Raw genomic sequence first — 25,837 nt, forward strand, 5'->3', positions numbered from 1 at the left:
CCAAATATGTTGACGACCACATATTAAAAACAGCCCTTACAGAAAGTGAGGATCATTAGATGAAAGAGAATAACAAGCATCATGTTGAAGTTCCCGGAGATGAAGTCAGCGCGGTGAGGGAGTTTCCCGTAAGTTTCTCGATATTCAGCATGGCGCGCTCACACCGCGGGCTTGCGGCCCAGCTGCTGCGGGAAGCAGGCTTGTACCCTGGCCAGGAAATCGTACTGATGCAATTGTGGCACCAGGACCACCGTTCGCAGAACAGCTTGTGCCGGTCGACTCGTTTGGACCACTCCACGATCGCTAAATCGGTTCGTCGTTTGGAAGACGCCGGCCTGGTTATAAGCAGCCGCTCCCAGGAAGATAAGAGAGTCACCATCGTATCGCTTACTCAGGCAGGACGTGATATTGAACGCAGGGTGAATGACGCGTGGAGTAAGGTGGAAGCCTTGACGACCGAAGCACTCACAGCAGACGAACAAATGACGTTTGTGACCTTGGCACGCAAAATAGCTGCTTCTTTGGAGGCGGCAGAGGAATAAGTAAAAACAAAAATCGATCAAAAAATTTAAGGAGATGTTCATATGTCTAAAATGATGCAAGCAGCTCAAATCCATGAATATGGCGGCCCGGATATGTTGAAAATGGGAGAAGTGGAGGTACCTCAACCGAATACGGGCGAAGTGCTTGTCCGCATCGTGTACGCTGCCGTAATTCCGCTGGACTTTAAGCTTCGTAACGGTTGGGTTCAGGATGTATTCCCAGTTACATTCCCTTACATCCCGGGTTTCTATGCTTCCGGGCACATCGAAGCGGTAGGCCCCGATGTTACGGCATTCAAGCCGGGTGATCGCGTATTCGGAAACGTAAAGGGAGGCTATGCCGAATATGCTGTTGCGTCGGCCAACGAATTGGTTCACATGCCGGCTTCGTTATCCTTTGAAGATGCGGCAACAATCAAGGCTGGAGCCGAAGCGGCTTGGAAAGCATTGTTTACGGAAGGTGAGCTGGAGCCCGGCCAAACCGTTCTGATTCATGCAGCAGCAGGAGGCGTGGGACAGTTCGCCGTTCAGCTGGCCAAGTGGAAGGGAGCCACTGTGATCGGTACGGCTTCCACAGCCAATCTCGATTTTGTAAAATCCTTGGGCGCGGATCACGTCATCGATTACACAACAACCCGCTTCGAGGAGGTTGTTCCCCGTGTAGATCTCATCGTAGATTCCGTTGGCGGGGATACGGAAATCCGATCCTGGTCTGTGCTCAAACGGGGCGGAATGTTGGTTTCACTCACCCAGCCACCATCCGCAGAAGCAGCTAAAGAGCATGGCGTCACAGCTAAGTTCAACACCAAATTTCCAACCCCAGAAGATTCGGTAACGATTGCAGGACTGATTGCTGACGGGACACTTAAAACGTCAATCGATGCCAGTTTTCCGCTGAATCAAGCTAAGAACGCTCTGGAGAAAAGCGAGACCAGACATGGGCGCGGCAGAATTTTACTCCATGTAAGCTCTAGTTAAGATCAGACCATTCCATTTGTCATCATTGATTTAAACTAGTAAGACGCGTAGCTTTATGGATTGGCTGCGAAATTGCATAAAAGTATTTAATCATGTATAATAAAAGAAATTCATACATCGGAACACCGGAGGAGCCTGTCACGACAGGCTCTTTCTGCGTTCTTATAGGAGAGCCCTGTCGTTGACGGGCTCTTTTTGTGCCTTTTTCCGGATATGGATGGTGGAGTTCAAGGCTGGTCACAATATTCATACTCGAAGGAGGCGCTTAAATGTTGGAAATTTTGCTATACCTGGCTATTATTTTGCTCGCTACCAAACTGCTTGGGGACTTGTTCGTCAGGCTCGGTCAGCCTGCTGTTCTGGGAAAGCTGCTTGCTGGCATTCTTGTCGGTCCTGCTGTGCTCGGCTGGATTCATCCGAATGAATTTATATCCATCTTCTCAGAGATCGGCGTACTGCTGCTGATGTTTATGGCGGGTCTGGAAACCGATTTGGAACAGCTGCGAAAAAATTGGAAGTCGGCGTTCGCCGTAGCGGTTGGAGGTATTATACTGCCGTTTATCGGCGGCTATGGAGCCGCATCTGTTTTTGGCCTGAGCAATAACCAGGGACTTTTCCTGGGCTTGCTGCTGTGTGCCACTTCGGTTAGCATATCCGTTCAGACTCTGAAAGAAATGGACCGGCTGAACACAAAGGAAGGTACGACGATCTTGGGTGCAGCGGTTGTAGATGATGTCATCGTCGTCGTCCTGCTGGCTGTGATGATGAGCTTGCTTGGCACCGGTCACGACATCTCTCTTAGCCTGCTCATCGGCAAAAAGCTGCTGTTTTTTGTCGTTGCCATCGTTGTCGGCTGGCTGGCGGTGCCTTGGTTCTTGAAGTTTTTTGCACCTCTGCGCGTAACAGAAGCCGTCATCAGCGGAGCGCTTATCGTGTGCTTTGCCTTATCGTATTTTGCCGATCTGATGGGGGTAGCCGCCATTATTGGCGCTTTTGCAGCGGGCATTGCCGTTTCCCGGACCCCGTTCAAGCATGACGTCGAGGACCGCTTGGAGCCGGTGGCCTATTCCTTCTTCGTCCCCGTATTTTTTGTCAGCATCGGTCTCAACATTACGTTTGAAGGTGCTGCTAACCAGCTGCTGTTCATGGGAGTTATAACGATTGTTGCGATTCTGACCAAACTGCTCGGAGGCGGGCTGGGCGCCAAGCTTACCGGGTTTAACGGCCGCTCATCGCTCGCGATCGGGTCGGGAATGATTTCTCGCGGTGAGGTAGCTCTCATTATAGCGGCAACGGGTTTGGAGTCCGGACTGCTGCTGCAGAAATACTTCACCTCCGTTGTTATTGTCGTGATTTTGACGACGCTTGTCACGCCGCCTTTGTTGAAGATGTTATTTTCGGGCGACAGTGGTACGCATCGTTATACTCAATCGAATATGGGCTCTAGCTATGACGACAAATAAGCAACACAGAAGAGACTGCAAATCTATTGGAAGTGTTAAAATAGGGATACGAGATATATCGCAACTAGTGGACAACGAATACGGAAAGGAGTATTAAATATGGCACGCGTTCTATTTATTAATGCCGGATCAGAGGGGCATATCAATCCGACGATTGGCGTTGTTCAGGAGCTGACCTCCCGCGGGGAAGAGGTTGTGTATTTTTGCATCGAAGCTTTTCGGAAGAGGTTGGAGAAAGCCGGAGCGATCGTACGGACAATTGACGACCAGAAATTTATCAAAGCCTTCATCTCCGGCGGAAGAAACTATTTGCTGGAAAGGGTCAACGGTCTCTTGCTGACGGCTGATGTCGTGATCCCCAGCGTTCTTGAACAGATCCATGGAGAGCATTTTGACTATATCATCCATGACTCCATGTTCGGCTGCGGACGTTTGCTGGCGGAGATCCTTAAACTTCCCGCCATCAGCTCTTGCAGCACTTTTGCAGAGTCCAAACCATCTTTCGACCATAGGATGGAACAATTTTTCAACGATGTCCCTGAAGAGATCACTAAACCGATCAACGATAAGTATCAAAGCCTGACAGCGATGATCCAGCAAAAATACGGCGTCGAGATCCGTTCTCCTTACGAGGCGTTTTGTAACCCTGCATCACTTACGATTGTCTATACAGCAAGGGAGTTCCAGCCGGGAGGGGATACCTTCGATCCGTCGTATAAATTTGTGGGTCCATCCATCACTTCGCGATCCATGGAAGATGACTTTGACCTGTCTGAGATCCAGGGGAAAAGCCCGATCTACATTTCACTGGGCACCGTCATGAATCAGGCGCTGGATTTCTATAAGCTTTGTTTTGAGGCATTTGGAAGTTCCGATCATACGATTGTTATGTCGGTCGGGAGTAAAACCCCGATATCCGATTTAGGAGACATCCCGGATCATTTCATCGTCAAAAGTTATGTTCCACAAACCGAAGTGCTGCAGCACGCCCAACTATTTATTACACACGGGGGGATGAATAGTGCCCATGAAGGCCTTTACTTCGGGGTACCGCTCATTGTCCTCCCGCTCAGCGCGGATCAGCCGGTCATCGCGGGGCAAGTCGCCCGTACCGGCGCGGGCATGACCTTAGACATGCAGAGCTTGACAGCCCATCAGCTGCGGGAAGCGGCAGACATGGTTTTAAGCCGCGCTTCTTTCAAGGAAGCCGCCGCAAGGATGGGCGAATCCTTGCGCAAATCAGGTGGCTACCGGCAAGCGGTTGATGATATTTTCGATTTTAGAGATCGGCATTCGAACTAAGGCGGAAGAACTCCGTTTATCCGCTGCTGATGAAGAGTGGTAAAATGAGATCGTACAGTAAAAGGTCCCGGAATTATTCCAGGACCTTTGTTATTTCCGTGGTCAAACTTCTCTTGAGCCGGCCCAGAGCATCGACGTTCCGCGTCGTAATGGAAGCGACTCCCATGCTTGCGAACCGTTCCATCCATGTCTCCTCATTGACGGTCCACACGAAAACCGGAAGCGAGCGGGCTGCAGCCTGTTCCAACAGTTCCTCCCTGACCAGCTGGTACGGAACATTGAGGCCGATGCAAGCTGCGGCAGCTGCATCCTCGCAGGTACGACGAACTGCATCCGTATACTCTTGGGTTAGAAAAAGCTCCATGTCGACATTGAGCAGCTTTTTAAGCTCCGGATGCGTTTGCTGCACAAGCATGGCCCGGTCGGGTCCGCAGCCTGTCAGCAAGACTTGGTCCGCCATCTTGTAGTGATGAATGAGCGCCGCAGCCGCTTCGACACTGTCATCGGTTTTGAGATCCAGATTCGCGGTGATACCGGCAGCCTGGACCCTGGCCAGCATCTCATCCAGCCTTGCGATCGTCATCGTCCCGGATTTGCCGGCGTAGTCTACGCTGAGAACCAGCCCCTGCAGTTCTGCCATACTCATTTCCGAAATATGAATGAGCCTGCCGTCCTCCGTCCGCCATTCATCGTCATGGGCAAGCACGGCGATCCCGTCCCTGGTGACCCGGACGTCTTCTTCAATAATGTCGGCACCAAGCCGGATACCGGTCTCGATCGAGGATAGCGTATTATCGAGCGTATCCATACAGCCGCTGTGTGCCGTGATCAGTGGAAATGCTGCTGTCATAGCGCGTAATTGCACCTCCCGGTTCATCAAAATAAATGGGGTTGGTAAAAGCGATCATCGTGCGGATCCCGCGGATTGTTCCCCACAGCTCCGCACGCACCCACGTCAATCCTTCGCGCGATAGCGTCACATTGCAGCCCTTGCTATCTGCAGCATAGGGGAGTTCCGATACCATACCAAGATTGCTGTGAAAGCGCAAGGTATAGATTTGTTCCGGCAGCTCCCAATGCTCTTTCCGTGCCTCGAAATCGGCAGCTGCCTGCAGTTCGATCATATGATCCGGCGAAGTTCCCTCTGGGACGGCATCCCCTATGCCGTAAAGTTGGCCGTCGACATGGACGCCAAGATCGAGCCGCGGACCGAGGGTGACGGAGGCTCTTCCAGCGGAAAGGGCGGCGACCGCCTTGTCGGTGATCGAGCCTCCATGCTCTTCCATAAGCAGATACGTGACGGACAGCGGTTCATCCGTCTGTTCCTGGCGGTGCCAATCCCGGCCGGAAGTCGCCGTGATCCGGAAGCCTTCGTTCAGCTTGTCGGTCCAGAGGCGAAATGCGCGGGCATTGTTTTTTTTCAACGGGGCAAAGGTCGTGGACCACACTTCGATATAATCAAGGTCATTCCAGTCATGGAGCTCGAATTCCCAATAGCAGCCGGTGCACATGGGACTGCCGGGGCGAAAAGGGTGGGCCATGCCGGCGATACCGCCTTGCTCGTGCACTTGGGCGAGTCCAGCGTGAATGTCACCAGGACCTACCGGACGCCAATCGATATCGTCCTTCACGCCAAGCGTCACCATATGTCCGAAGAAGGTGGTCCATTCCATGCCTTGAATGATGTTCATGCCCGTCTGCTGCTCAACCGTCTCTTTATTCCATAAGCCGGACATCGTGTTGTGGTCCGTCAGGGCGATGCAGTCAAATCCTAGAGCTTTTGCGCCGGCAGCCAATTGTTCCAGGCTCTGACTTCCGTCACTGTGGAAGGTATGGGTATGAAGCTCACAAGCCATCCAGTTCATCCATGGTCCTCCTCATGCCAAATTTGCAGCGAGTAGCGGCAGTCGTCCGTCACGATGGCATGCAGGCTCAGGGTAACCGTCCACATCCCGGCCTGCAGCGCCCCTTTGCTCAGACCGGGAGACGATTCAAGCCCGGAAATAAACAGATGCTGCTCCGGATCATGGCGGTGGGCGGCCCCGCGGTGACCGGAAGGATCGTCAACGGACAGCGTGATCAAATTTTTGAGCGGAAGGTAGGACTGCCATTTGGATTTGGCCTGTTCCCTGAGTTCATCTTCAACATATCGGTCAAGGCCCTGCTCAATCAGCATTTTAGACTTCGCAAGATCCTCGAGATTTTTCGGATTATAGGAAAAGTCGATTTTCATCCGCCCTCCGGATTTCGCCAGAAAAAAACGGTAAGCGATATGCGTCTTGGAGCATTCCGGCGATACAGTTCCCTGTACGTTAACGAGTAAAGTATTCATGATGATCGCACGCTTTCTTCTTTGATCATGGAGCGGATATAGAAATATCCGACAAAAGAGCAAAGCAGGAAGGTAAAGAAAGCTGTGGCCGCCGCCAGCTGGCGATCCTGAAACACACTGAAAATTTGCTCCATGGACACGCCCAGCATTTGCGGCGCATTCGGTCCAATCAGAAAGGGAGCGGTGAAGGAACCGATCACGCCCATAAATACAAAGGTAAGGGCGACGAGCAGCGTCTTGAACGTCAGCGGCAGAATGAGCCGGAAAAAGATTCTCATCCGTCCGGCCCCCACATCCTTTGCGCTTTCAATGACGGCATCGGGTACGCCCGACAAGGCCGAGCCCAGCAGCATCGTCGTAAACGGAATATTAAACCAAAGATTCGCGAGAATGATGCCCTTCATGTCAAATATAATCCTTGGAAAGCTGTCCGTACCCAGATGGTACAGGATCCTTGCCATCCAGCCATGGTTGCCGAGAAGCTGAATCAGGCCGTACGTCGCAATGACCGATGGGATAAAGATCGGTATCATGTAGGTGCGCCGGATCCACCGTACCGCAAAGCCGTTATTGAATCGCATATACACAGCCAGCGAATAGCTGATAAGCAAAACCAGGATGGAGGAAACAATGGTAATTTCCAAGGTGAAAATAATGTTGGAGCGCATCAATTTGTCCGTGAACAAATAGGTGTAATTGGATAAATCATATCCGCCGTTATCATTCTTCAAGCTTTCGCGGAGTGAACTCATGATCGGGATGACAACAATCAGCACCAGCACGAGAAAGGAGGGAAGGACCATGGAAATGCCCAGGATCCCTCTTTTGAATGATTTACTCATTGTGCAGCCACTTCGCTTTGCCAGCGTTTGTTGATGTCTTTGTCCAGATCGCCAATGTTGAACGAACGGAATCCTTCGGAAGCGCCTTTAAAGGAATCCTGAACCTCCTGAGACATGTTCGTCAGCTTGATGCCCGGGAAGCCGTGCATTTTATCGACGACGACATTTTGGGCTTCAGGCGACAGCACAAAATCAAGGAATTTGTACACGGCGTCTTTCTTCTCGGATAACTTCGGTACCATCAAGTAAGTCGGTCCGCCGTTAAATCCAGGCGTGATTTGCGTAATTTTTGTCGTTTCCGGAAGCTGTCCTTTGTCCAGCTGATCCAGCACCATGTCGGACCAGGCCGGAATCATGTCGACTTCGCCGCTCGTCAGCAGATCAAGTGTGCCTTGGTTTTTCTTCGGATAGATGCCCTTGCCGTACATGTATTTGCCCAGATCCTTCAAGAGGGAGAAGCCTTGATCCCACTGGCTTTCAATGCTGGGATCCGTATTGTGAATCGCGTCTTCGGGCAAAAATTTGTAGATGCTGGTCGTGACGAAGGAGCTTCCTGCACCACCGGTCGACGGATCGTTGTAGGCAAACCGCTCCGGATGGCTGCGGATCCACTCATATACGTCGTCCAGCGTTTTCGGCACATCCTTGACGGTTTCGCTGTTATAGGCAAGGACAACCGCCGAGGAGCGGTAAGGGATCGCGAGGTTAGACACATCGTTCAGCGTGTTTTGGTCCACGTTGTTCAAATTCGGAATATGGTCCGTGCTTAAATTGTCCCATAAATCGTCCTTTTGTCCTTTGGTCACTACCCCGAGGCCATCTTCAAAGAGGTCAATATCACCCGAGCCTTTGCCGGATTGCTTCGCGGCAAGAATGCGGTCATAGGTCGGCTGCGCTCCGGTGCCCGATGGCACGTATACGGCTTTAACCTTGATGTCGGGATTCTTTTCTTCGAACATCGGAATCAAATTTTTCCACAAATCGTCCACGTTCTGTGATCCGGAATAATAAAACGAAAATTCGACCTGTTTGCTTGACGTACCCGTACCTTCAGCAGCCGAACTCGCGCCGCCGTCCTTACTGCTGCCGCAGCCGGACAGCAGGGAAGCCGCAAGGACAAAAGAAGTAACAAATGCAAATGCCGATTTCTTATTCAACATGGAAGTAAACCCTCCTATAGGTTTGTAAAGTTGGTTGATTCCGATTACGCCTTACGGATACGCGATAACCTTCGCAAACTGAACGGAAACGGACTGCCCGATAGACAGTTCATTGATTTGATCGCGTGCCTGGAAGGCGCGGATGGTGCCATAACCTTGTACATCGACGGAAACTTCGGCATAATGCCCGAGGATCATGATTTGCTTGACTGTGCCCGGCAGACCGCTGCCGCCGGCCTGATCCAGAATAATATCTTCCGGCCTTACGGCAACCGTGACATTGCCCGTGAGACGGGAGGGGTTCGGGAAGCGGATAGAACCAACTGTAATTTGATCTGCGTCAATCACCCCCTTTACGAAGTTCATTTTCCCGATGAACTGAGCCACATAGAGCGACTTCGGCGCATCGTAGATCTCCTGGGGGGAGGCGATTTGTTCAATGTTGCCGTGATTCATAACGACAATCCGGTCCGAAATCGATAATGCCTCTTCCTGATCGTGGGTGACAAAAACCATGGTCAGGCCGGTATTGGCCTGGATTTCCCGCAGTTCCTCGCGCATCTCGTGCCGGAGCTTCGCATCCAGTGCCGAGAAAGGCTCATCGAGCAGCAGAACGGCGGGATTCAGCAGGAGCGACCTGGCAACGGCAATCCGCTGCTGCTGGCCTCCGGACAATTGAGCAGGGAATTTGCTGCCGGCTCCCGGAAGACGAACCAGCTCCAACACGTCCTGAATCGCTTTTTCCCTGTCCTTCTTTTTGATTTTGCGGATTTTCAAGCCAAACGCGAGGTTATCATGGACCGACATATGCGGCCATAAATTGTAGCCTTGAAATACCATGGAGGTTGGCCGTTTCTCCGGCGGAACCTTGACCACGCTCTTTCCTTCAATCAAGATGTCTCCCGAGTCCGGCTCCAGAAAACCGCCGATGCTGCGCAGCACGGTCGTTTTTCCGCATCCGGAAGGCCCGAGCAGGGTGATCAATTCTCCTTTATGCACGTCCAGCGAGATATCTGATACGCCATCGCCGGTTTTATAGCGTTTGGATAGGTTTTGAATCGATAACTGAATGTTCATAGGGACCTCCTTAATACATCTATCGCTATCTATTTATTTGATCTGGAAACCGCTCGCCAGCACGTCCGCGCTGACGAAACGCTGGGCAGCCACCAGCAGGATGATGGAAGGCGCCGTTAAAATGATGGAAAACACCGCGCCGGCATACGCCGGATAATCGCTGATAATCGAATACATGACGATTGGCATCGTTTTGAAATCGGGAATACCGACCAGGAAGGTGCCCTGTGCTTCATCGAGGGAATTCAAAAAGGTGAAGATCGAAGCCACCAGAATTCCGGGCAGGGCCATCGGCAGCGTAATGCTGCGGAACACGCGGAACGGGCTGGCGCCGACGTCTCTCGCAGATTCTTCCTGTGCCGTATGAACGTTCCGGAACGCGGAAGTCGGGATCCAGGTCATGAACATCAGCACATTAATAATGTGGATCAGAATGACTCCCGCCAGCGTGTTCATCAGACCAAACTTATAGAACAGCACGGCGATCGACACGTACAGGCCCATTTTGGGGAAAGCATGGGTGAGGAGGAAGGAGAACAGGAAAAATCGGCTTAACGGAAAACGGATCCGGGCAAATGCGTACGCCGCCGGGATGCAGAGCACGATCGATATGCCCGTCACCAGCGCTGCGATCACAAAGGAAAGCCCGATGGATTTGGCGATGTCCTGCTGCTGAAAGACGAAGGTCCACCATCTGAGCGACCAAACGGAGGGAAGCAGATCGGGATAATTCCATTTGCCTGTGAAGGCCAGAATCGCCAAATTGAGCAGCGGCCCCATAAAAAAGATGACAAACACGACAAGTGCAACAAATTCAAAGATTTTTTTTGGTCCGATGGCTTTGAAGTACCAGCGCATGGATCAATCTCCTTTCGTTTTTACTAATAGGATTTAAGTAGATTGACGAATAATCAGTTCGGGCACCAGCTCAATATCCAGCTCGTTAACCGGCTGCTGGTCAATCAGCTTGTCCAGGATGGTGCAGGCGGTTCTGCCCATCGCTTCCGTGTCCACCTTGATGGTCGTTAGGGAAGGGGTATAAATGGAGGCGACGTCGATGCCATCAAAACCGATGACAGCCACCTGGTCCGGAATGCGGACCGATTGCTCAATCAGAAATTTCATCGCACCGAGCGCAATCATGTCATTCGTCGCAAAGAGGGCCGTATAGCCTCCTGACTTGAAATCAGGCCAATGCTGCCGCATCATTTCGTATCCTTGCTCAAAGGTGGATGCCTGCGGGTAGGCGAGCGATGACGGATCGAGAGGAGATCCCATTCCATTCAAATAATGGCGAAAGCCGTGCAGCCTTAAATAATGGCTCCGGTGGGTCTGCGGTCCGGCCAGCACGAAGATTCGCCTGTGCCCTAGACCGGTCAAATATTCGGCTGCCATCATGCCTCCGTCCTGATCCCGGTTAACGACATGTACCACATTGTCGACATCGGTAGATCCGTTCACCATGACGTAAGGAATGCCGAAGTTGTGAATATAGTCGATCACATTTTGCTGCAGCCGGCTGATCAGAATGAGTCCGTCCACGCGTTTCTCCAGCATAAAATCGGCGGATCGAAGCGACATCTCATGATCTGTCGTCACAAAGACGGAATAGTTCATGCGAGCTGCGGTCGCCAGAATGGCATCCACAATTTTGCCGTAAAACGGGTGGGAGGCAATCGGGTATTCCCTACGGTAAATCAGGACTCCGATGTTGTGCGTTCGCTGGGATACCATGGCCCTGGCCACAGCGTTCGGCTTATATTGCAGTTCTTCAATGACTTTAAGCACCGCGTCCCTTGTTTCCGGGTGGATATACCCTTTTCCCGAAATGACTCTGGATACGGTTGACTTGGACACCCCGGCTAACTGGGCAATTTCCCGGATCGTATGACTCATGTCTAACCCCGCTTTCTGAATGTGAGACCGTTCCCACATCCCAAGATTAACTCGTGAATGTAAGCCGCGTATGAAACGAATTGGCGATCATTATAAAAGCCAATCTCGATGAAAGCCTTTTAATAATCCATATTTAGGGAAAATGACATTAGAACCGCTTCGTTAAGCTTTACATCCGGAAGGAGCAGCATCGTGCCCGGAACGCTTCAAGGCCCAATACATGAATGCTTAGGCTCATTTCGGTTCGATTCAGAACGAGAGGAGTTGGCTAAACGTGGATTTTGTAAAATGTCGGATTGTAAAACATTCGTAAAATGGATTTCTGAGGTCGTGGAACCCATTCGATCGAACCAAAACCGTCGAAATCGGACCATTCAAAGAGAAGCTATGGGCTTCCCTTCTATGAATTTTTAGACAGGTTCGCATTTGAGGTGGTGAAATGAAAGTGATATAAAGGGGAGTTTACTCTTTGAAAATAAGCATGCCAGGGTAAGAGGGAGAATGAAGGAACGATAGCAGGGGAAGGGTGATGAAGACGGGTTGTATAATGCTGCGAAAAGAGAGAGGGGGAAGCATCTGAATCTATCGGATCTCATTGTGTTAGGAGGCGACTTGATGGTTTGTTACCAGGTGCAGTCCTCTGCCGACTGTAGGGAGTCTTGAAGAAAGTGTTTTGCGTCGTCCAATTTTTTCTGTAATTCTTCAATTTCATTCATTTTCTCTTCAATGATTTCCAACTGTTGTTCTCGCGCAAGTTCTTTTCGGGAAAGGATATCCTTAATCTCATGAATCGAAAAGCCGGCTGAGAGTAATGATTTAAGACTCATTATGAATGGGATTATTTTTTCGTCATAGGTCCGGTAATTATTTTCATCTCTTACCATAAAGGTCTCCGGAATAATCCCCTTTTTTTCATAGTATCGGAGGGTTGAAATCGGCAAATCCACCATTTTGGAAACGTCGCTAATCTTCATCGAAATCACGCCAAATCCTTTCTTGCTATGAACTATAGTTCATAGTTTATGCTTTCCTCATGATAACTTAATGAATTTCAAAGGGTCAAATGAGTTATCAGAATACACATCAAAACAAGAGGAGAGGTATCCATATGACCACTACGATGAAAAACAATGATTTTACCCATATTATGAAAGGTAGACGTTCGATCCGTGCCTATGACCCCGATTTTAAAATATCCAGAGAAGAACTTAAAGAGATCATTGAAGAAGCTGCCACAGCCCCATCTTCAGCAAATTTGCAGCCGTGGCGCATCGTTGTCGTTGAAAGCGAAGAAGGGAAAAATACATTGCGGCCTTTGATCCGTTTCAATACCCAGCAAAATGACACATCTTCTGCCATGCTGCTGATCTTTGGGGACATGAGATCCTATGAGTATGCGGAAGAGATTTTCAATACGGCGGTGGAACAGGGGGAAATGCCGCCGGAAGTCCGGGACCGGCAATTGGAAAGCATTCTTACGATTTATCCTACGCTTCCTAAAGAAGTTGTAAACGACATTGTAAAAGTGGATAGCGGATTGCTGGCCATGCAGCTCATGCTCACCGCCAGAGCCCATGGTTATGATACCAATCCTATCGGTGGATTTGAGACGGATCAAATCGCAGCCGCATTCGGATTAGATCCGGAGAGATATACTCCGGTGCTCATACTTGCCATCGGTAAAGCGGAAGAAGAGGGTTATGAGTCCGTTCGTTTGAGCGCTGATAAGATCACCTTTTGGAAATAAGTAGTTATGATTTGCCGTAAAATGAGCAAAGGCCTGGGTTACGTATCCAGGTCTTTGTTTGTTAATATGTATGAGAACGGATGGATATCTGACCCAGAGAACTTGGATGGAGGTGAATTTCATGATGATTCGGGAGCAGTGCACCTGCCCGCTTGAGGTTGTTCATGACATCATCAAAGGGAAATGGAAGACGATGATCATTTATCAATTGAAAGACGGAAATACGTCCCTTGCCCAACTGGAACGGGATATTGACCAGATTACCCAAAAGATGCTGCTGCAGCATCTTAAAGAACTAATTTCCAGCGGGATCGTAGATAAAATCAAAACGGAAGGGTACCCGCTGCATGTAGAATATTTTCTGACGGAGCGGGGAAGAAGACTGTTGGATGCGGTACTCATTATGCAGGAGATCGGAATTGATTATATGGTGGAACGGGGACAGACGGAGCTTCTGGACCGCAAAGGCATTCCATACCCACAAAAAAGTGGGTAATTCACCATTCATGCTACCGATATTATAATGCGGTAAGAAACTACTCTTACAAATTAAAGGAGACCATGACCCATGAATACCGCATTCATAATGGTAGACATTCAGAAGGATTATTTTAAAGGGGGCCGAAACGAGTTATTCCGTCCCGACAAGGCACTAACCCATGCGCAGGAAGCTTTAACTCTGTTCCGGGGCAAGAAGTTACCGATCGTTCATATTCAGTGTATTCTTCTCGATGACAACGCCACATTTTTTCTTCCCGGTACGGAAGGGATTCAACCGCATGAAGGCATCTTACCCGAGCCTGGCGAAAAAGTGATCATCAAGCATACGCCGGACAGCTTTTTCCAAACGGAATTACAGCAGCATCTTGAATCGCTGAATGTAACCCGGTTAGTCATTTGCGGCATGATGAGCCACATTTGTATCGATTCTACCGTAAGATCCGCAAACCGCCTGGGATATGAAGTTCTCGTGCTTGATGAAGCGTGCACAACCAGAGATTTACTCTGGGATGGTGCCGTGATACCTGCACAAACCGTTCATAATACGTTTATGGCATCCTTGGACGGCACTTTTGCTCAAGTGATTCCAACCAGCAGTCTCTACGAGCGGATCTAAACTTCATACATAGACTTTAATTAGTCGACACGTCGTATAATAAGATTCAAAGGGTTACCCAAAATATTCTCTATTAACATACCCATGGTCCAAAAGCTTATAAAAGCGCGGTCCATGGGTGTTTTTTTGCGCCCATTTTTCCCGGATGGTCCGTCGGTTTCTAAAAATTGTAAGAAAATCTATATATCATGTTTAATTTGCGAAGTGTTATGTAACCGCTGTCATTTTATAATTTTCACAGAAAGGAGGAAAGGAAAAAGAGAAGGACTAGCCGTATTGAGCACAGCAGAGCCAAGAGAATCCAATGGCAGACGGTTGTAAGGTGCAAAAAAACATGAGGAGGCAGTTTATGTTGAAACGGAGTAAAAAATGGTTAACGGTCGTTCTTGCAGCTTCCATGAGTCTCGGGTTATTTGCAGCTACCTCAAATGCAGCCACGACGGACTATTGGCAAAATTGGACCGATGGCGGGGGCACGGTTAATGCCGTCAACGGATCCGGCGGAAATTACAGCGTGACCTGGCAAAATTCCGGGAATTTTGTTGTCGGCAAAGGCTGGAATACCGGATCGCCTAACCGGACGATTAACTATAATGCCGGCGTCTGGGCACCTTCCGGAAATGGATATTTGACGCTCTATGGATGGACGAGAAATTCCCTCATTGAATACTACGTCGTGGACAGCTGGGGAACTTACCGGCCTACCGGAACCTACAAAGGAACCGTGACGAGCGATGGGGGCACCTATGATATTTATACGACCATGCGGTATAACGCGCCATCCATTGACGGCACACAAACCTTCCAGCAGTTCTGGAGTGTCCGGCAGTCGAAAAGAGCGACCGGGGTCAATTCTTCCATCACGTTCAGCAATCACGTCAACGCATGGAAGAACGCAGGCATGAATTTAGGCAGCAGCTGGGCTTATCAGGTATTGGCAACGGAGGGATACCAGAGCAGCGGAAGCTCTAACGTAACCGTGTGGTAATCAGCATGAGGCTGCTTTTCATAAGTCATACACATTATTAATCCATCCAGACATGTTGAAGGCCGTTTGCCATCAGACGAACGGTCTTCGACGTTGAAGGATACTGGCATCGGTCCGCCGCGGTCTGTCTTTTTCCTATTCGTCCTAAAGGAGAAATCCCTATGAGAAAGCTATGGGTTTGTATTTTACTAGCAGCTATGTTTTTGGCCAGCGCTTGTTCACAAGAAAAACCGGGCAAGCAGGAAGATATGGTGTACGTTAAAGGCGGGACTTTTAAGAGCAAAGGCTCCAACTATACTGAAACAAGCATGACCCTTTCAGATTTTTATATCGGCAAATACGAGGTTACACAAGCGGAGTGGGCCAACGTCATGGGCAGCAACCCCTCAGCATTCAAAGGCGATCAGCTGCCGGTAGAGATGGTGAGCTGGTATGACGCCGTGGAGTATTGCAACAAAAGAAGTATCCAGGAGGGCTTAAAACCGTTTTACAACATAGACAAGGATCATAAAGATCCGAACAACATAAACGAAAACGATCAAATAAAATGGACCGTAACGGTCAATCAGGAAGCGAACGGTTACCGGCTGCCTACAGAAGCAGAGTGGGAATATGCCGCAAGCGGAGGTCTGGAGGGCAAAGGTTTCAAATACAGCGGAAGCAATAAAGCCGAGGATGTCGCATGGTACTGGAGAAACGCCGGGGATAAATATTTATCAGGGGATTGGAACTGGCCGGTTATCGAGAGCAACCACAACCGGACGAAACCGGTCGGTACCCGGAAATCCAACGAGCTGGGTCTTTACGATATGTCCGGCAATGTAAGGGAATGGTGCTTGGACTGGTATGGCGACGGCACGGTTCGTCAAGGCGGTTCCTTCCGGGTTGTGAAGGGGGGCGGCTGGATCGGGGATATCAGCAACACTGAGGTTTCATTTCGAGGCAAATTCGATCCCAACGGATTCGGCCCCGATCAGGGATTTCGTGTCGTCCGTGGAAAATAAAGAGGGGAAGCCCTCTTTTTTTGTTGAGGAGCTAACCGCTAATTCTCCGAAGCATTCGTCATGGAATAGAACACGCGGACCTGGGCACGTGTCATGCGTCTCCCGCATATGATATGCATGTCATGGGATTCAAACGACAAACCAAAAAGAATTGAGGGAGATCCAACATGAACAACTCCATGCGTGCAGTGTGGCCCAGGGAGTTACGTGACCCGAGCGGGACCCGCTTCGATTCCGACAAGGAAAAGAAAGAAGCAGCCGTCTCTCGGGATCCGGACCGGGGATTGACGATGGTCATCGATAAAGGCCTCGGCAGAAATACGTTCGCAGATGTGATCGAAACCGCCTCGCCTTATATCGACTGCATCAAATTTGGATTTGGAACGGCCCCGCTGTATAGGACGGATATGCTTCTGTACAAAATCGGCCTTGCCAAACAGCACGGCATATCCGTAATGACCGGCGGCACTTTGCTGGAAATTGCCGTTCAGCAGGACATCGTGCCTGCGTTCTTTGATACGGTGTGCAATCTTGGTTTTAATGCGCTCGAAGTATCCGACGGAACAATCGAACTGTCCCGCCAAAAACGCACAGAGCTGATCCGGGAAGGAAAGAAGCGCGGTCTTCGGGTCTTTTCCGAATTTGGAAAGAAGCTGTCCGGTTCCTTGATTGATGCCGCTATTCTTGCAGATACCGTGGAATTGGATCTGGCTGCAGGCGCCGAATATGTTACGGTTGAAGCCCGCGAGTCGGGGGTCAGTGTCGGCATTTTCGATAAACATGGGGAATGCAGGGAAGATGTGGTGGACGACATCCTCAAATTCGTTCCGGATCACCGGACACTGATTTGGGAGGCGCCCCTTAAAAACCAACAGGCCATGCTCCTGCGCAAATTCGGATCCAATGTTCACCTGGGAAATATCGCTCCGACCGAAGTCATGGCACTTGAGACACTCCGGCGCGGACTTCGCCAAGACACGTTTGAATTCGGCCTCAAGGAGAAAACGCCGGATGAATTTTGTTATATGATTTAACAATGACTGCGGCCGCGTAAATCGCGGCTTGTTTTTTTGCGATGACATCCCTAAAATTCCATAAAGATCATAAAAAATAATGAACAATCTCGACAAATCCGTTCAGTATTAAACAAATCCCGTATATTTAACAATTGCATGTTCGTTCATGGGAATTATAATGGAAGTCGACGATTAGGGCTTACATAACAACTGAAACGGAGGCCTGATTTATGGATTACATGAAGCTCGGTAATACGGGGATGGATGTCTCGCGGATATGCCTTGGTTGTATGAGCTTCGGCGAAGTGCAGCCGGGAGGGCATCAATGGGTGCTTGATGAGGAGCAAAGCCGCCTGATCATTAAAAGGGCGCTCGAGCTCGGGATTAACTTTTTTGATACAGCGAATGTTTATTCCGGGGGAACCAGCGAAGAGATCACTGGACGCGCATTAAAGGATTATGCGAATCGGGACGAGATTGTCCTCGCTACCAAGGTCTGGGGGCGCATGCATCCAGGCCCCAACGGTGGGGGGCTCTCCCGGAAGGCGATTATGAGCGAAATTGATAAAAGCCTGAAAAGACTAGGCACCGACTATGTAGATCTCTACATCATCCACCGCTGGGATTACAACACGCCGATTGAAGAAACGATGGAAGCTCTGCATGATGTAGTGAAGGCCGGAAAGGCAAGATATATCGGTGCTTCCGCCATGTATGCGTGGCAGTTTCAAAAAGCGCTGTATACGGCAGAGAAGCATGGCTGGACGCGCTTTGTCTCCATGCAAAATCACCTGAACCTCATTTATCGCGAGGAGGAGCGGGAGATGATGCCGCTGTGCAAGGATCTAAAAATAGCGGTGACCCCTTACAGTCCTTTAGCATCGGGAAGGCTGATCCGAGATTGGTCGGAAACGACGCACAGATCGGAGACCGATCAAATCCAAAAATCCAAGTACGATGCGACGGCGGATGTAGACCGGCTGGTCGTTGAGCGAGTAGCCTCGATTGCAGAGAAACGCGGTGTACCCCGTATCCATATCGCTCTAGCGTGGCTGCTGCAAAAGGAATCGGTAGCTGCTCCAATCATAGGGGCGACGAAAATCGGCCAGGTTGAGGATGCTGTAGGTGCGCTTTCCGTTAAATTATCTCCAGAAGAGATTGCATTTCTGGAAGAACCGTATGTTCCGCATCCGGTCGTTGGAGCGCAGTAAAAAAAGAAAAGACAGCTCACTTGCTGAGCTGTCTTTTTTTGTGTGGGTCAGGGGATTATTCCATTTAATAAGACTATCTTTTGCACGATTCATAGACTTTCTTCGGGCAATGAATGGTACAATACGAATGGAATAAATAGAAATGATCACGAACGGAAGGATGTTAGCCATGAGCGAATCGAATCAGGAATATATCGTCATCTCGGCTGCGAGGGAAAACAATCTCAAAAACGTTTCCCTGCAAATACCCAAACGGAAAATTTCGATCTTCACCGGGGTATCCGGATCCGGCAAGTCATCGATCGTTTTCGATACGATTGCCGCAGAATCTACGCGATTGTTGAATGAGAATTTCAGCATGTTTGTACGGACGTTCCTGCCCAAATATCCGCAGCCGGATGCGGATGCGATCGAAAACCTGAGCATGGCTGTCATAGTCGATCAGAAGCGGCTGGGCGGAGGGTCCCACTCCACAATGGGAACCATTACCGATATTTCACCCATACTCCGGCTGCTTTTCTCCAGAGTGGGTCAGCCTTATGTCGGAGGGGCGAACATGTTCTCGTTTAACGATCCGCAAGGCATGTGTCCCGAATGTAACGGAATTGGCCGCAGCCTCGGCGTCGACATGAGCAAAGCGGTGGATATGTCCAAGTCGCTCAGGGAAGGGGCCATTATGCTGCCGGGATATACGGTGGACGGATGGGAATGGAACATGCTCATCCAGTCGGGCTCCTTTGATCCGGATAAGAAGCTCAGCGATTATTCGGATGAAGACTTGGATCAGCTGCTGTATGGCAAGGCAAGGAAAGTGAAAATGGATTTCGCAGGAAAGGCAACCAATATTACCGTCGAAGGCGTCATTGAGAAGTTCACCAACAAATATATCAAACAGGACGTGAAAACGAAGTCCGAACGCACGCAGCAGACCGTTGCTCCGTTCATGACCGAGGGGCCCTGCTCCAGCTGTCACGGCGCAAGGCTTAGTCAGGCGGCGCTGGGCTGCAAAATTCATGGACACAACATTGCGGAGCTGTCTTCCATGGAAGTCGGGCATCTCATTCGCGTGATTCGGGAGATTGACGATGCCGCGGCAGCGCCGATGGTCAAGTCGCTGACGGAACGGCTGCAGCATCTGGTGGATATCGGTCTTGATTACTTGACGCTGGACCGTGAGACAGATACTTTATCCGGCGGAGAGTCGCAGCGCGTCAAAATGGTGAAGCACTTGAGCGGGAGCCTGGTGGATGTCACTTATATTTTCGACGAGCCCAGTGTCGGACTTCATCCTCGCGATGTGCACCGGTTAAATGAACTGCTTCAGAAGCTGCGCGACAAAGGCAACACCGTCCTGGTGGTTGAGCATGATCCCGATGTCATCAAAGTAGCGGATCATATCGTCGACGTCGGTCCCCATGCCGGCAGCCGCGGAGGAACCATCGTCTATGAAGGAAGCTACTCCGGTCTGTTGGAATCCGGCACATTGACGGGTACTCATATGAAGCGTCAGCTCCAGCTCAAGCAGGATTGCAGGCAGCCATCCGGAAAACTGTCCATCCGGAATGCCAATATGCATAACTTGCAGAACGTGAATGTCGATATACCAACCGGGGTTCTGAACGTTATAACCGGCGTCGCCGGCTCTGGGAAAAGTACCCTCATTAACGATGTATTCCTCAGTCAGCATCCAGACGCTATCGTCATCGACCAATCGGCAATCGGCGTGTCGACACGTTCGAACCCTGCGACCTATACAGGCATATTGGATGATGTGCGCAAGGCGTTTGCTTCCGCGAACAAGGTGAGTCCAAGCTTATTCAGCTTTAACTCCAAAGGGGCCTGCGAGAATTGCCAAGGGCTGGGCGTGGTGTACTTGGATCTTTCGTTCTTCGAGAGTGTGAAGCTGCCATGCGAAGTTTGCGGAGGGAAACGGTTTAAGGAAGAAGTGCTCGAATACAAGCTGAATGGCAAGTCCATAGCCGAAGTGCTGGAGATGACGGTCGAGCAGGCATTGGCATTTTTCCAGATCAAAGAGGTCGTCCGTAAGCTCCAGGCCATGAGCGATGTGGGACTGAATTACATCACCCTCGGCCAGCCGCTCAGCACGCTCTCTGGCGGGGAATGCCAGCGTATCAAACTGGCTAGCGAGCTGCATAAGAAAGGCAGCATCTACGTGATGGACGAGCCGACGACCGGCCTGCATATGTCGGATATCGGCCACCTGCTTGAGATCATGAACCGCCTGGTGGATGCCGGAAATACGGTGATCGTCATTGAGCATAACCTGGAAGTGATCAGCCAGGCGGACTGGATCATCGATATGGGACCGGACGGGGGCAGCAAGGGCGGACAGGTGGTGTTCGAAGGCACGCCGCAAGAAATTATCCATGCGGAGCAGTCGATCACGGGAAAATACTTGAGGTAACCATTCAATAAACAAACGTGAAAGTAAATACCTATACTATCTTCTGATAAAGCCGCGTAAATCGCGGCTTATATCAGATTTAAGAACGTATCAAGCCCCGAGACAGGGCTTCCTGAGAAGTTTGTTTTCGGGATAAAATCAAAGTTATTCTGCGACGGCTTGATCATAAGGGATTCAAATAACTTCACAGCAATGAGGAGGTGGCAATCGATGTTAAGTGAGAACAACGAAAATAAACTAAAGCGGATCATCCATGAACAGCAATTCGGGCATGCAATGGATTATCTAAAGGAAAACGTTCGCCAAGGCATTCGTTTGAGCAAAAATAGGGTAGAAGATTACAAGGCAGCAGGTTGTTCCAGGATCGGCGGTGATCCGGATCTACCAACTGATGTGGAATGGCCTGTGGATTCAAAGGGAACTCCCATGACGTTCCTGGCCCAGCTTAGGCTGCGTGAGCTGATGGATTATGATGAAGCTTCCCGCCTTCCGGCAAACGGCGCGCTTTATTTTTTCATTGGAATCGATGAACCGGCTTATGACATTGAGCATAAAGTGCTCTACTTGCAGGAGGGTCAGCTTCAAGCAGCGCAGCGGCGGCATGCACCGGAAGTGACGGCACTGGAAGACGCATTTACGGGTTACCAGGTGTCGGCAAGGTCCACCCTGGAGCCGCCTAATTACGGTTATGTGGATGACGAGCAGGTGGAAGACGATGAGCATGATTACGAACATTACGAGGAGCTTTGCTTCGAGCTGACCGGATACAGCTCTAATGACCTGGCGATGATGTTCGGCTATCCCGAAACCCAGCATGGCGATTGCGAATACGAAGCGGCACTGAAGCTGCTGACCGGCGAAAAATACAACTATTCCGAAACGGAGGCGCTGAAGCAGATCACTCGGCACCTGAACGGTGACCCGGATCGGGCACAGCAGGAAATCAGGGATACCCTATTGCTGTTGGCACTAGGTTCCGATGATGATGTGGGTTTTTGCTGGTGGGATGCCGGGGAACTGCAGTTTTTCATCCGGAAGGAAGATTTGCTGGCCGGCAATTTTGATCGTACATACTGCTCCCTTTATTCGAGCTAGGGTGCAGCGGTTCGAGTAGAAAAAAGCATGGAAGCTCGGAAGTAATGACCCAATCCTACCTGCAGAAGGCTGCGCACGTCGATGCCTGAAGAGTTTAACGATGAGGAAATGGCAAATTTGAAGGATATGCTTACCCGATTGCAGTAATAATATAAGCCAATACTGAATAAGCACTATAAAACATCAAGGAAGGAAGTACACATCATGATCATCGTTCATGCCAAACTTGACATCTTGCCGGAGCAAGAGGAACGCTTTTTGGAGGAAGCCGCTAGCCTGCTTGCTGCTACCAGAGCGGAAGAGGGTAATATCAGCTATGAATTGTTCAAATCCGTGGAGCAGGAGCACCATTATACAATGGTGGAGATTTGGAAGGATTTTGGAGCCGTTCAGGCGCATAACAGCAGCGACCATTTCCAGGCATTCGTGCAGACTGCCAAAACGCTGCTGGCTTCTCCAATGGAGTTGAAAGTTTTTCAGGGCGAGCCTGCGCAGGCTTAACGAAAGCGAATTGAACTAATCCCTAATCTCCCCAATTGGAGGTTGGGGATTTTTTGTTATCTGTTAAATGTCATTCAGTAGAAGTCCCTTTTATAAAGACTCTTCCTCCGCACTCATTTCAACGGTATACTTTTGAAGAATACGGTTTGGAAGGAGTACCTCATCTTGGCAAAATGGGATAACATGCTGGCCATCCTATGGATGCTTAAATCCAGAAAAAAGCTGACCGCCGCGCAAATAGCGGATCAATTGGAGATCAGCGTTCGGACGGTTTACCGCTATATCGATGCATTAAGCGCCAGCGGCGTTCCGATTGTTGCTGATTCAGGGCATGACGGAGGGTTCTATATATTGGAGACCTTCAAGGAAACGCCTTTATTTTTTCGGTCGGTAGAACTCAAGGCGATCGTAGACGCATCGAAGTTCGCGAAGGGGGTCGGGTATCCGTATACGGATGAACTTGAGCAAGCGCTGGAAAAAATCGAACACAGTTTGAATGAAGAACAAATGCTGGATCTGCAGCGTCTGACGAGCGGCTTCAGTGTCATCTCTTCCGCGTCCCATCCGGGTATTGTTCCTATGCTCCGGCAGTTGGAGCAGGCGATTTTGGACGGGCAGACGCTTCTCATCGCTTACCGTAAAGAAAACTCCGATTCGGCCAAAGAGCGGAGTATCGATCCCTATGGGTTGACCTTCCGCAGAAACGAATGGTATCTCATCGCATTCTGCCACCAATCTTCCGAAATTCGGACTTTCCGTGTGGACCGGGTCGAGAGTGTATTTCGGACGGAAGCCTTTTTCACCACGCCGGAGAACTTCTCGACAGAGGACTATTTCCGCGAACAATCGCACAAGGAGCGAGAAGCGGAAGGACCGATGGTGTTAATCCGAATTGAAGGAGATACGAGGAGTCTGGATGCGATATGCAGCCACTGGCATATGCATCACTATTTGACGGAACGTACCGACGCCGAAGCACGGTTCCTCATTGACACCCCAACGATTGACAAATATCTTCCGAGATATCTGCTTACCTTTGGAACGAGCATCCGGGTGTTGGAGCCGATCGCGTTGAAAAATCAAATTAAAGCGATGGCCTGTCAAATCGCCGAACTGTATGCGGATGATGAAAATTGAACTTCACTGACGGGGGCTGTCAGTGAAGATGCCTATAATGAATGTAAACCATGAATCTTGAAGGAGGAAGATGAATGTCTACATTCAGAATGGAGCATAAAAACCCGGAGGGGTTATTCCAATCCAAAGCGTTCAGTCAGGCGATTACCGTAAGCGGAAAGGCAAAAACGATTTATATCGGTGGGCAAAATGCCGTTAATGCGTCAGGCGAACTTGTTGGACCCGGTGATTTGGAAGTACAGACCAAGCAGGCGCTGCATAATATCGCAACGATTCTAGCATCTGAAAATGCAAGTTTCGCCAATTTGGTTAAACTCAGTATTTATTTAGTCAGCGGAAGCGATCCCCGAGTTGGTTACAAAGCATTTCAGGAGATAGCGGGTGAATTAGAACATCCTCCTTTGGTCACGGTTCTATTTGTTTCGGAATTCGCCCGCCCATCCGTTCTCCTTGAAATCGACGGCATTGCTGTCATTGAAGATAACGATTAAGCAGCGGATGAAATCAGACTCCGGCTCCATTTCGTACTGGGTACGAAGGGGGCCGTTTTTTTTGATTTTGCTTGGGTTACAGGATCAATAGAACAGAGGCAGGATAGCCCGAATGGAATCTGAAATTATATCAACTCCATCCAAGTTTAATACACCGCATCCGATAAATTGTGTGTTATAATGTACAAAAAGGATAGTATAACGTACGAATTGGCCGGGCTGTGACCACACTTAGAGACGCAACGTTAGTTTATTTTCCGGCTCAACAACGAACAACACAGAGAAGAATTGAGGATAAAAGACGTGTCAGAGAATGTTCAACTCCATCAACAAGAAATCGAAGTGAAAGAAGACAGCTTGCTGCTGGGGATCAGAGACTGCATCCCCACGCTGCTGGGTTACTTAAGCATTGGATTCGCCGCAGGTGTTGTAGGCAAAACCTCCGGTTTATCCGTCCTCGAAATTTCCTTGATGTCCACCTTGATCTATGCCGGTTCGGCACAATTTATTATGGCGGGCATGATTGCGGCGCATGGGTCGGCGGCAGCGATCATTCTTACGGTATTCATCGTCAATTTGCGCCATCTGCTGCTCAGCGCAGCTATGTCGCCTTATTTCCGTCACCTTTCCGCATTCAAGACGATGTTAATCGGCACGCTGCTTACAGACGAAACTTTCGGGGTCGCCATGAATAAGGCGATGAATCGCAGCTCCCTCAGTGAAAAATGGATGCACGGCCTTAATATTACCGCATATTTGAATTGGATCATCGCCACCATCGCGGGAGCGTTTTTCGGGAAGTGGATTACCGATCCTGAGAAATACGGCCTTGATTTTGCACTGACCGCCATGTTTATCGGGCTCCTTGTCCTCCAGATGATCAGCAGAAGGATTATCCGGAAAGATCTCATCGTAGCCGTCTGCGCGGTTCTGATCGTGCTCGGAGCGGGCTCCTTTGTATCCGGGAGTGTGGCGGTTATTATAGCAACCATCGTGGCGGCTGCCATTGGAATGGTGGTGGAAAAATGGAAATAAGATGGCACATCCTGCTGGCGATCATGGGCGCCTCCGTCGTCACGCTTCTTCCGCGCGTTCTTCCGCTCGTGTTGCTGAGCCGTATGCAATTGCCTGAGTGGACCATGCGCTGGCTTAATTACGTACCTGTTGCCGTTATGGCGGCATTAATCGCGCAGGAGCTGTTCACGACGGACGGAAAGGTCCATATTTTACAGCATTACGTTGAAATTTTGGCCGCCATCCCTACCTTTGCGACGGCGATCCTGACGCGAAGTTTATTAGGAACGGTAGTGGTGGGCATTCTTTCCTTGATGGTACTCCGGTTTGTGCTGTAAGCGGATGACGGGAACGGAACTGCTCAAAGAATAAGACTGTCGGTGATTTTCATTTACCGGCAGTCTTTTTCATGTTCATTCGGCGTATTCCGCAAAGAGCTCCAAATCAGACAACAAAACACGAATGATTATTATGGTAATTTTCTATGACACAATCTACA

The 25,837-nt window shown here is 49.9% G+C and carries 27 protein-coding genes; 18 read left to right on the plus strand and 9 right to left on the minus strand.

Going from position 1 to position 25,837, the window contains the following annotated elements; genetic code table 11:
* Positions 1-59 precede the first annotated feature (59 nt).
* From C7820_RS05380 to C7820_RS05395, 4 genes are all read left to right on the plus strand, one after another.
* Positions 60-542, plus strand: coding sequence for a MarR family winged helix-turn-helix transcriptional regulator (locus tag C7820_RS05380; RefSeq protein WP_116230054.1), 483 nt, complete (start codon positions 60-62; stop codon positions 540-542).
* A gap of 42 nt (positions 543-584) precedes the next feature.
* Positions 585-1,520 (plus strand): NADP-dependent oxidoreductase, encoded by a 936-nt coding sequence (locus C7820_RS05385; protein WP_116230055.1) that lies wholly within the window; start codon positions 585-587, stop codon positions 1,518-1,520.
* A 272-nt stretch (positions 1,521-1,792) separates the two neighbouring features.
* Positions 1,793-2,983 (plus strand): cation:proton antiporter, encoded by a 1,191-nt coding sequence (locus tag C7820_RS05390; protein WP_116231641.1) that lies wholly within the window; start codon positions 1,793-1,795, stop codon positions 2,981-2,983.
* Positions 2,984-3,082: 99 nt separating this feature from the next.
* On the plus strand, positions 3,083-4,285 hold the full coding sequence (locus C7820_RS05395; protein ID WP_116230056.1) for a macrolide family glycosyltransferase: 1,203 nt from the start codon (positions 3,083-3,085) through the stop codon (positions 4,283-4,285).
* Positions 4,286-4,358: 73 nt separating this feature from the next.
* Here C7820_RS05395 and C7820_RS05400 read toward each other — a convergent pair whose 3' ends face one another.
* The 9 genes from C7820_RS05400 to C7820_RS05440 all read right to left on the minus strand — a co-directional run bounded on the left by C7820_RS05400 (position 4,359) and on the right by C7820_RS05440 (position 12,566).
* Positions 4,359-5,135 carry a glycerophosphodiester phosphodiesterase gene (locus C7820_RS05400; RefSeq protein WP_181908940.1) on the minus strand — a complete coding sequence of 259 codons (777 nt, stop codon included), beginning with the start codon at positions 5,133-5,135 and terminating at the stop codon, positions 4,359-4,361.
* On the minus strand, positions 5,077-6,150 hold the full coding sequence (locus C7820_RS05405; protein WP_116230058.1) for a CehA/McbA family metallohydrolase: 1,074 nt from the start codon (positions 6,148-6,150) through the stop codon (positions 5,077-5,079). The genes C7820_RS05400 and C7820_RS05405 overlap by 59 nt, the downstream gene beginning before the upstream one ends.
* The gene (locus C7820_RS05410; RefSeq protein ID WP_116230059.1) at positions 6,147-6,617 is read right to left on the minus strand and encodes a hypothetical protein; all 471 of its coding nucleotides are present in this window, start codon (positions 6,615-6,617) and stop codon (positions 6,147-6,149) included. The genes C7820_RS05405 and C7820_RS05410 overlap by 4 nt, the downstream gene beginning before the upstream one ends.
* Positions 6,614-7,459 carry an ABC transporter permease gene (locus C7820_RS05415; RefSeq protein ID WP_116230060.1) on the minus strand — a complete coding sequence of 282 codons (846 nt, stop codon included), beginning with the start codon at positions 7,457-7,459 and terminating at the stop codon, positions 6,614-6,616. The genes C7820_RS05410 and C7820_RS05415 overlap by 4 nt, the downstream gene beginning before the upstream one ends.
* The gene (locus tag C7820_RS05420; RefSeq protein WP_116230061.1) at positions 7,456-8,619 is read right to left on the minus strand and encodes an extracellular solute-binding protein; all 1,164 of its coding nucleotides are present in this window, start codon (positions 8,617-8,619) and stop codon (positions 7,456-7,458) included. The genes C7820_RS05415 and C7820_RS05420 overlap by 4 nt, the downstream gene beginning before the upstream one ends.
* Positions 8,620-8,670: 51 nt before the next feature.
* Complete coding sequence (locus C7820_RS05425; protein ID WP_116230062.1) at positions 8,671-9,696, minus strand: ABC transporter ATP-binding protein; 1,026 nt, start codon at positions 9,694-9,696, stop codon at positions 8,671-8,673.
* 33 nt (positions 9,697-9,729) lie between these two features.
* Positions 9,730-10,554: an ABC transporter permease gene (locus C7820_RS05430; protein ID WP_116230063.1), complete on the minus strand. Its 825-nt coding sequence runs from the start codon at positions 10,552-10,554 to the stop codon at positions 9,730-9,732.
* A gap of 33 nt (positions 10,555-10,587) precedes the next feature.
* Positions 10,588-11,592 (minus strand): LacI family DNA-binding transcriptional regulator, encoded by a 1,005-nt coding sequence (locus tag C7820_RS05435; RefSeq protein WP_116230064.1) that lies wholly within the window; start codon positions 11,590-11,592, stop codon positions 10,588-10,590.
* Between the two features lie 623 nt (positions 11,593-12,215).
* Positions 12,216-12,566 (minus strand): helix-turn-helix domain-containing protein, encoded by a 351-nt coding sequence (locus C7820_RS05440; RefSeq protein WP_116230065.1) that lies wholly within the window; start codon positions 12,564-12,566, stop codon positions 12,216-12,218.
* Positions 12,567-12,700: 134 nt separating this feature from the next.
* On the opposite strand from C7820_RS05440, the gene C7820_RS05445 reads away from it, so the two are divergent.
* The 14 genes from C7820_RS05445 (at position 12,701) to C7820_RS05510 (ending at position 25,676) form a co-directional block, all read left to right on the plus strand.
* On the plus strand, positions 12,701-13,339 hold the full coding sequence (locus C7820_RS05445) for a nitroreductase family protein (protein WP_116230066.1): 639 nt from the start codon (positions 12,701-12,703) through the stop codon (positions 13,337-13,339).
* A 121-nt stretch (positions 13,340-13,460) separates the two neighbouring features.
* Positions 13,461-13,835, plus strand: coding sequence for a winged helix-turn-helix transcriptional regulator (locus C7820_RS05450; RefSeq protein WP_076164472.1), 375 nt, complete (start codon positions 13,461-13,463; stop codon positions 13,833-13,835).
* Positions 13,836-13,907: 72 nt separating this feature from the next.
* Positions 13,908-14,456 carry a cysteine hydrolase family protein gene (locus tag C7820_RS05455; RefSeq protein WP_116230067.1) on the plus strand — a complete coding sequence of 183 codons (549 nt, stop codon included), beginning with the start codon at positions 13,908-13,910 and terminating at the stop codon, positions 14,454-14,456.
* A 349-nt stretch (positions 14,457-14,805) separates the two neighbouring features.
* Positions 14,806-15,444: a glycoside hydrolase family 11 protein gene (locus C7820_RS05460; protein WP_076164478.1), complete on the plus strand. Its 639-nt coding sequence runs from the start codon at positions 14,806-14,808 to the stop codon at positions 15,442-15,444.
* 161 nt (positions 15,445-15,605) lie between these two features.
* A complete protein-coding gene (locus tag C7820_RS05465) occupies positions 15,606-16,448 on the plus strand; it encodes a formylglycine-generating enzyme family protein (RefSeq protein WP_116230068.1) in 843 nt (280 codons plus the stop codon).
* Positions 16,449-16,615: 167 nt separating this feature from the next.
* A complete protein-coding gene (gene comA, locus C7820_RS05470) occupies positions 16,616-17,482 on the plus strand; it encodes a phosphosulfolactate synthase (protein WP_116230069.1) in 867 nt (288 codons plus the stop codon).
* Positions 17,483-17,694: 212 nt separating this feature from the next.
* Positions 17,695-18,675 carry an aldo/keto reductase gene (locus C7820_RS05475; RefSeq protein WP_116230070.1) on the plus strand — a complete coding sequence of 327 codons (981 nt, stop codon included), beginning with the start codon at positions 17,695-17,697 and terminating at the stop codon, positions 18,673-18,675.
* 169 nt (positions 18,676-18,844) lie between these two features.
* A complete protein-coding gene (locus tag C7820_RS05480; protein ID WP_116230071.1) occupies positions 18,845-21,100 on the plus strand; it encodes an ATP-binding cassette domain-containing protein in 2,256 nt (751 codons plus the stop codon).
* 210 nt (positions 21,101-21,310) lie between these two features.
* Positions 21,311-22,195, plus strand: a complete 885-nt coding sequence (locus C7820_RS05485; RefSeq protein ID WP_116230072.1) for a YwqG family protein — start codon at positions 21,311-21,313, stop codon at positions 22,193-22,195.
* 204 nt (positions 22,196-22,399) lie between these two features.
* Entirely contained in the window at positions 22,400-22,696 is a 297-nt protein-coding gene (locus C7820_RS05490) for a putative quinol monooxygenase (protein ID WP_116230073.1), read from the plus strand.
* A gap of 165 nt (positions 22,697-22,861) precedes the next feature.
* Entirely contained in the window at positions 22,862-23,833 is a 972-nt protein-coding gene (locus C7820_RS05495; protein WP_116230074.1) for a helix-turn-helix transcriptional regulator, read from the plus strand.
* Positions 23,834-23,907: 74 nt separating this feature from the next.
* Positions 23,908-24,324 carry a RidA family protein gene (locus C7820_RS05500; RefSeq protein ID WP_116230075.1) on the plus strand — a complete coding sequence of 139 codons (417 nt, stop codon included), beginning with the start codon at positions 23,908-23,910 and terminating at the stop codon, positions 24,322-24,324.
* A gap of 303 nt (positions 24,325-24,627) precedes the next feature.
* Positions 24,628-25,359 carry an AzlC family ABC transporter permease gene (locus tag C7820_RS05505; protein WP_116230076.1) on the plus strand — a complete coding sequence of 244 codons (732 nt, stop codon included), beginning with the start codon at positions 24,628-24,630 and terminating at the stop codon, positions 25,357-25,359.
* Positions 25,350-25,676 carry an AzlD domain-containing protein gene (locus C7820_RS05510; protein ID WP_076164501.1) on the plus strand — a complete coding sequence of 109 codons (327 nt, stop codon included), beginning with the start codon at positions 25,350-25,352 and terminating at the stop codon, positions 25,674-25,676. The genes C7820_RS05505 and C7820_RS05510 overlap by 10 nt, the downstream gene beginning before the upstream one ends.
* Positions 25,677-25,837: the final 161 nt, after the last annotated feature.

Source organism: Paenibacillus sp. VMFN-D1 (assembly GCF_003386155.1).
GTDB lineage: Bacteria > Bacillota > Bacilli > Paenibacillales > Paenibacillaceae > Paenibacillus_AQ > Paenibacillus_AQ favisporus.

Bases quoted from the DNA above. Each gene is read 5' to 3' on its own strand.
- C7820_RS05455 (WP_116230067.1), top strand. From the start codon at position 13,908: ATGAATACCGCATTCATAATGGTAGACATTCAGAAGGATTATTTTAAA.
- C7820_RS05430 (WP_116230063.1), bottom strand. From the start codon at position 10,554: ATGCGCTGGTACTTCAAAGCCATCGGACCAAAAAAAATCTTTGAATTT.
- C7820_RS05425 (WP_116230062.1), bottom strand. From the start codon at position 9,696: ATGAACATTCAGTTATCGATTCAAAACCTATCCAAACGCTATAAAACC.
- C7820_RS05405 (WP_116230058.1), bottom strand. From the start codon at position 6,150: ATGAACTGGATGGCTTGTGAGCTTCATACCCATACCTTCCACAGTGAC.
- C7820_RS05460 (WP_076164478.1), top strand. From the start codon at position 14,806: ATGTTGAAACGGAGTAAAAAATGGTTAACGGTCGTTCTTGCAGCTTCC.
- C7820_RS05440 (WP_116230065.1), bottom strand. From the start codon at position 12,566: ATGAAGATTAGCGACGTTTCCAAAATGGTGGATTTGCCGATTTCAACC.
- C7820_RS05490 (WP_116230073.1), top strand. From the start codon at position 22,400: ATGATCATCGTTCATGCCAAACTTGACATCTTGCCGGAGCAAGAGGAA.
- C7820_RS05510 (WP_076164501.1), top strand. From the start codon at position 25,350: ATGGAAATAAGATGGCACATCCTGCTGGCGATCATGGGCGCCTCCGTC.
- C7820_RS05465 (WP_116230068.1), top strand. From the start codon at position 15,606: ATGAGAAAGCTATGGGTTTGTATTTTACTAGCAGCTATGTTTTTGGCC.
- C7820_RS05385 (WP_116230055.1), top strand. From the start codon at position 585: ATGTCTAAAATGATGCAAGCAGCTCAAATCCATGAATATGGCGGCCCG.
- comA (WP_116230069.1), top strand. From the start codon at position 16,616: ATGAACAACTCCATGCGTGCAGTGTGGCCCAGGGAGTTACGTGACCCG.
- C7820_RS05475 (WP_116230070.1), top strand. From the start codon at position 17,695: ATGGATTACATGAAGCTCGGTAATACGGGGATGGATGTCTCGCGGATA.
- C7820_RS05485 (WP_116230072.1), top strand. From the start codon at position 21,311: ATGTTAAGTGAGAACAACGAAAATAAACTAAAGCGGATCATCCATGAA.
- C7820_RS05480 (WP_116230071.1), top strand. From the start codon at position 18,845: ATGAGCGAATCGAATCAGGAATATATCGTCATCTCGGCTGCGAGGGAA.
- C7820_RS05435 (WP_116230064.1), bottom strand. From the start codon at position 11,592: ATGAGTCATACGATCCGGGAAATTGCCCAGTTAGCCGGGGTGTCCAAG.
- C7820_RS05450 (WP_076164472.1), top strand. From the start codon at position 13,461: ATGATGATTCGGGAGCAGTGCACCTGCCCGCTTGAGGTTGTTCATGAC.
- C7820_RS05445 (WP_116230066.1), top strand. From the start codon at position 12,701: ATGACCACTACGATGAAAAACAATGATTTTACCCATATTATGAAAGGT.
- C7820_RS05410 (WP_116230059.1), bottom strand. From the start codon at position 6,617: ATGAATACTTTACTCGTTAACGTACAGGGAACTGTATCGCCGGAATGC.
- C7820_RS05415 (WP_116230060.1), bottom strand. From the start codon at position 7,459: ATGAGTAAATCATTCAAAAGAGGGATCCTGGGCATTTCCATGGTCCTT.
- C7820_RS05395 (WP_116230056.1), top strand. From the start codon at position 3,083: ATGGCACGCGTTCTATTTATTAATGCCGGATCAGAGGGGCATATCAAT.
- C7820_RS05500 (WP_116230075.1), top strand. From the start codon at position 23,908: ATGTCTACATTCAGAATGGAGCATAAAAACCCGGAGGGGTTATTCCAA.
- C7820_RS05400 (WP_181908940.1), bottom strand. From the start codon at position 5,135: ATGACAGCAGCATTTCCACTGATCACGGCACACAGCGGCTGTATGGAT.
- C7820_RS05420 (WP_116230061.1), bottom strand. From the start codon at position 8,619: ATGTTGAATAAGAAATCGGCATTTGCATTTGTTACTTCTTTTGTCCTT.
- C7820_RS05380 (WP_116230054.1), top strand. From the start codon at position 60: ATGAAAGAGAATAACAAGCATCATGTTGAAGTTCCCGGAGATGAAGTC.